The sequence below is a fragment of the Mesorhizobium sp. M1A.F.Ca.IN.020.04.1.1 genome, assembly GCF_003997315.1.
Lineage (GTDB): Bacteria > Pseudomonadota > Alphaproteobacteria > Rhizobiales > Rhizobiaceae > Mesorhizobium.
Genome location: NZ_RZSN01000266.1, coordinates 1 through 5306, shown reverse-complemented (window position 1 = coordinate 5306; position 5306 = coordinate 1). Strand labels below are relative to the sequence as shown.

Here is a 5306-nt window from a genome sequence, read left to right as displayed (position 1 = left end):
GCGCAGGGTTGTTTGCATGCGATCCGCCGGTGAAGGCAAAGACACGCATCCCCGCCGCTCGCGCCGCGGCGATGCCGGCCGGGCTGTCCTCGATGACAAGGCATTTGCCCGGATCAGCGCGCATCGCGGCGGCGGCATGGAGAAACAGGTCCGGCGCCGGCTTGCCGCGCTTGACCATGGCGGCGCTGAAGAGGTGCGGCTCCAGCAGGCCCAGCAGGCCGGTGACCTCGAGCGCGTAGCGGATGCGCTCCAGCGTGCCGGAAGAGGCGACGCAATGGGGCAGGCCAAGCTTCGGCAGGATCTCCTTGATGCCGGGGATCGGCTTCAGCTCCTCGCGGAACTTGCGCATCAGCTCGACGCGCATGGCGGTGAGATGCTGGTCGCTGATCTCCAGGCCGAAATCGCTGCCGAGGATCTCGCGCACGCTCTTCATGCTCTTGCCGAGGAAATGCTCGTAGGCGGCGTCCTCCGAAACCGTGCCGCCGGCGAGCTCGATCATGCCCAGCAACGCGGAAACCGAAAGCGCCTCGCTGTCGACCAGCACGCCGTCACAGTCGAAGATGACCAGCTCGGGCGTCATTGCGGCTGCGTCCAAAGAGCTTCAGAGCTTGCCGGCGAGATAGCGCGTCAAGGTTTCGCGCGCGCCGTTCGCCCACAATTCGTTCAGCGCATGGGCGAAAGCTTCGGCAAAGACGGCGGAGCGGCCGACATCGCCATAGATGTCGTCCATCGCCAGCCAGGCCTCGGGCGAATTCTTCGCGGCTTTGGCGGTCGCCTGCATCCGGTCCCAGCTCGGATCGTTCGGCTCGATGACGGCGCCGCTGTCGGTGGTGCCGAAGCAGTAGCGGCACCAGAGCGCGGACTCCAGAGCCAGGCCGGCAACACCTTTCCCGGCCATCAGCCGGTCCGCAGCGGTCGGAATGATGAATTTCGGCTGGCGGTTGGAACCGTCGAGGCAAAGCCTTCGGATGGTGTCGCCGATCTTGGGGTTGGAGAAGCGGCGCTCGATGAGCTGGTAGTAATCCTCGAGCACCGTGTCCGGCACCGGCGGCACGGTCGGGATGATCTCGTCGCGCTCCAGCTTGGCGAGGAAGCCGCGCACCAGCGGCTCCTGCATCGCCTCATGCACGAAATGGATGTCCATCAGGCCTGCCGGATAGGCGATCGCTGCGTGGCCGCCGTTCAAGATGCGGATCTTCATCAGCTCGTAAGGCGAGACATCCTTGACGAACTGGACGCCGGCCCGTTCCAGCGGCGGCCGGCCGGCGGTGAAACGATCTTCCAGCACCCATTGTTTGAACGGTTCGCAGAAGACCGGCCAGTTGTCCTCCAGCCCGAAATCATTGGCCAGAATGCTGCGCTCGCGGTCGGTAGTGGCCGGCGTGATGCGGTCGACCATGCCGTTCGGGAAAGCGACGTTGTCCCTCACCCAGTTGGCCAGACCCTCGTCGATCAGCCGGGCAAGGCCGATGACGCCGTCGGAGGTGACGTGGCCATTGTGGGGGATGTTGTCGCAGGACATGACCGTGAACGGCACGATACCGTCGGCGCGGCGGCGCACCAGTCCGGCAAGAATGATGCCGAAGACCGTCTTCGGTGCCGCACCGGGCTGGGCATCGGCGACAATGTCGGGATGGGCCGGATTGAACTTTCCGGAGGCCGGATCGATGAAATAGCCGCCCTCGGTGATGGTCAGCGACACAATCTTGATCGCAGGGTCGGCGAGCTGCTCGACGATCGCCTCAGCATCGCCCGGCATCAGGAAATCGACCATGGCGCCGGTGACGCGGGCGCTCATATGGCCCTGGTCCTGCTCGACCACGGTGGTCAGCCAGTCCTGCTCCTGCAGCCTGGCGCGGCCGGCCTTCTCGCCCTCGAACACGCCGGCGCCGATCAGCGCCCAGTCATGGCCGAGGCCGGAATTGAACAGGTCGTCGAGATAGACAGCCTGGTGCGAGCGGTGGAAGTTGCCGACGCCGAAATGCACAATGCCGGCCTTCAGCGCGGCGCGATCGTATTTCGGACCGGAAACCTTCGACGGAAGCTTTGCGAGGTTCGAGGAAGAGAGTTTCACGGTCATCTTACTTACCCTTTGGCCGAGTGCAGCAATCCAACCCCCAAGTCACCCGCTTGGGGCGAGCGGTGAGGGGCAGCATCCGTTTGCCGGTATGCGCCCCTCACCTGCCCCGCGACGCGTCCTCCCCGGAGGAAGAGAGGCGCGCTTCCCCCTCAACTCATCCATTGACCGCCATCGACGTTGTAGGTCTGGGCGACAATGTATTCGGCCTCGTCACTGGCGAGGAAAACCGCCATGCCAGTCAGATCTTCGGCTCGACCCATGCGGCCATAGGGCACGCTTTCGCCGACGAGCCTCTTCTTCTCGCCCTTCGGCCGGTTCTCATATTTGGCGAACAGCGAATCGACGTGATCCCAATGCTCGCCGTCGACGACGCCCGGTGCGATGGCGTTGACGTTGATGCGGTGCTTGATCAGGTCGAGTCCGGCCGACTGGGTAAGCGAGATGACGGCGGCCTTGGTGGCGCAATAGACCGCGACCAGCGGCTCGCCGCGGCGCCCGGCTTGGCTCGCCATGTTGATGATCTTGCCGCCCCGGCCAGCAGCGATCATCGAGCGGGCCGCCGCCTGCAGCATGAACAGCGTGCCGGCGACATTGACGGAGACGAGCTTGTCGTAGCTCGCGCGGCTGATCTCGACGATGGGCGCAAGGTCGAACAAGGCGGCATTGTTGATCAGGATGTCGAGGCCGCCGGCGTTCGCTTCGACGGCTTTCACGCCGGCCTCGATCGAGGACTGGTCGGTGACGTCGAGCCGGATCGCGTAAGCGGCAGAGCCGATATCCTTTGCCGTCGCTTCCGCCGCTTCGAGATTGATGTCGGCAATCGCCACCCTGGCGCCTTCGCGAACATAGGCTTCGGCGAAGGCCCTGCCGATGCCGCGCGCCGATCCGGTGATCAGCGCCGATTTGCCTTTGAGCCTCACTGCGCCAGCGCCTTGCCGTCGGCGCCGAAGCGATGGAGCTTGGCCTTGTCGGGCGTCAGGTAGACGGTGTCGCCGTGCTTGACGGCAACCTCGCCGTCGGCGCGCACATTGATCGTGCCGATGCCATCGGTCTGGACATGCAGGAAGGTGTCGGAGCCGAGATGCTCGGCAACGCCGACCGTCGCCTTCCAGTCGCCGGCCGTGGTCGAGATGTTGATGTGCTCGGGCCGGATGCCGATGGTCTTGGCGCCATATTTGTCGGCCGGCGCGCCTTCGATCAAGTTCATCTTCGGCGAGCCGATGAAGCCGGCGACGAACAGGTTCTTCGGCGTTTTGTAGAGTTCCATCGGCGAGCCGACCTGCTCGATGTTGCCGGCATTGAGCACGACGATCTTGTCGGCCATGGTCATGGCCTCGACCTGGTCGTGGGTGACATAGATCATCGTCGTCTTCAGCTGATGATGCAGTTCGCTGATCTCCAGCCGCATGGTGCCGCGAAGGGCTGCGTCGAGGTTGGACAGCGGCTCGTCGAACAGGAAGGCCGAAGGCTGGCGCACGATGGCGCGGCCGATGGCGACACGCTGGCGCTGGCCGCCGGAGAGCTGGCCGGGGCGCCGCTCGAGATAGTTGGTGAGGTTCAAGACGCGCGCCGCGTCCTTGACCTTCTTGTCGATGGTCGCCTGGTCCTCGCCGGCCATCTTCAGCGGGAAGGCGATGTTCTTGGCGACCGTCATATGCGGGTAGAGCGCGTAGGATTGGAAGACCATGGCTAGCTTGCGCTTGGCCGGCGCCTCGCGGGTGACGTCGCGGCCATCGATGCTGATGGTGCCGCCGCTGGTGTCCTCCAGCCCGGCGATCAGCCTGAGCAGCGTTGACTTGCCGCAACCCGAGGGGCCGACGAACACGACGAACTCGCCGTCCTCGATGGCGAGGTCGATGTTCGGAATGATCGTCGTCGACCCGAAGGACTTGGAGACGTTCTTGAGCGTGATGTTTCCCATGGTTTCCTCCCCGGATTTCGCCCGCCGCTTACGGTTTACTTCACGGCGCCAAAGGTCAGGCCGCGCACCAGCTGCTTCTGGCTGAACCAGCCCATGATCAGAATCGGCGCGATCGCCAATGTCGAGGCGGCCGAGAGCTTGGCCCAGAACAGGCCCTGCGGACTGGAGAAGGAGCTGATGAAGGCGGTGAGCGGTGCGGCCTCGGTGGTGGTCAGGCGGATCGTCCAGAACGCCTCGTTCCAGGCCAGGATGATGTTCAAGAGCATGGTCGAGGCAATGCCGGGAACGGCCATGGGCGTCAGCACATAGATGATCTCGTTCCACAGCGAGGCGCCGTCCATGCGCGCCGCTTCGAGGATCTCGCCCGGGATCTCGCGGAAATAGGTGTAGAGCATCCAGACCACGATCGGCAGGTTGATCAGCATCAGCATGATGGTGAGGCCGATGCGGCTGTCGAGCAGGCCGGTGTCGCGGAAGATCAGATAGATCGGGAACAGCACGGCGACGGCCGGCATCATCTTGGTGGAGAGCATCCACATCAGGATGTCCTTGGTCCGCTTGGTCGGCGAGAAGGCCATCGACCAGGCCGCCGGCACGGCGACGATGAGCGCAAGGACGGTCGAGCCGACCGACAGGATCACCGAATTGAGGAAGAACTTGAAATAGCCGCTCTGCGCCTGCACCTCGGAGTAGCTTTCGGTGGTGCCCGACGGGATCAGGGCGAAGCCCTGGATCGCCTCCTGCTCCGACTTGAAGGATGTGATGATCGTATAAAGGATCGGGAAGAAGATCAGCAGGGCGACGACCCAGGCCGCGACTGTTGCGATCGTCTTGTGCTGGGTGGTGACTGCGCGTGCCATGTCAGGTCCTCCCGTATCGGCGATGTTGGCGGCAGGGTCGACCCCCACTCCGGTTTGCTGCGCAAACCACCTCTCCCCCGATCGACGGGGTAGAGGAAGCGCGGGGCTTCGATGCAGGCGTTTCCTCTCCCCCGGGCAGGGGGAGAGGTGTCCCGCGCAGCGGGACGGAGTGGGGGTGGTTCAGCGCAAGTGGCATCGTCTTGCCCCTACTTGTCCAGGTTCCTGCCGACCGCGCGCATGACGAAGAAGGCGACGATGTTGGCGAGAATGACCGCGATGACGCCGCCTGCCGACGCCTGGCCGATTTTGAATTCCAAGAGCGCCTTCTGGTAGACGAGGAACGGCAGGTTGGTGGAGGCGTAGCCGGGACCGCCATTGGTGGTGACCAGGATCTCGGCATAGACCGAGAGCAGGAAGATGGTCTGGATCAGGATGACGACGGTGA

General features: G+C 64.2%; 5 protein-coding genes and 1 pseudogene. All 6 read right to left on the bottom strand.

The genetic code is table 11. The features are described 5' to 3' along the window. Positions 1-580, bottom strand: a 580-nt coding sequence (locus EOA49_RS29990; protein WP_164749326.1) for an HAD family hydrolase, incomplete at its 3' end; no start/stop codon positions are given. A gap of 21 nt (positions 581-601) precedes the next feature. Then, a complete protein-coding gene (locus tag EOA49_RS29985) occupies positions 602-2080 on the bottom strand; it encodes a mannitol dehydrogenase family protein (protein ID WP_127240210.1) in 1479 nt (492 codons plus the stop codon). Positions 2081-2229: 149 nt separating this feature from the next. Continuing rightward, positions 2230-3000 (bottom strand): L-iditol 2-dehydrogenase, encoded by a 771-nt coding sequence (locus tag EOA49_RS29980; protein ID WP_127240209.1) that lies wholly within the window; start codon positions 2998-3000, stop codon positions 2230-2232. Continuing rightward, the gene (locus EOA49_RS29975) at positions 2997-4001 is read right to left on the bottom strand and encodes an ABC transporter ATP-binding protein (protein ID WP_066999175.1); all 1005 of its coding nucleotides are present in this window, start codon (positions 3999-4001) and stop codon (positions 2997-2999) included. The genes EOA49_RS29980 and EOA49_RS29975 overlap by 4 nt, the downstream gene beginning before the upstream one ends. A gap of 35 nt (positions 4002-4036) precedes the next feature. Beyond that, positions 4037-4861 (bottom strand): carbohydrate ABC transporter permease, encoded by an 825-nt coding sequence (locus EOA49_RS29970; protein ID WP_067323984.1) that lies wholly within the window; start codon positions 4859-4861, stop codon positions 4037-4039. A 206-nt stretch (positions 4862-5067) separates the two neighbouring features. Further along, positions 5068-5306 (bottom strand): annotated as a pseudogene (locus EOA49_RS29965) (sugar ABC transporter permease); the annotation flags it as partial.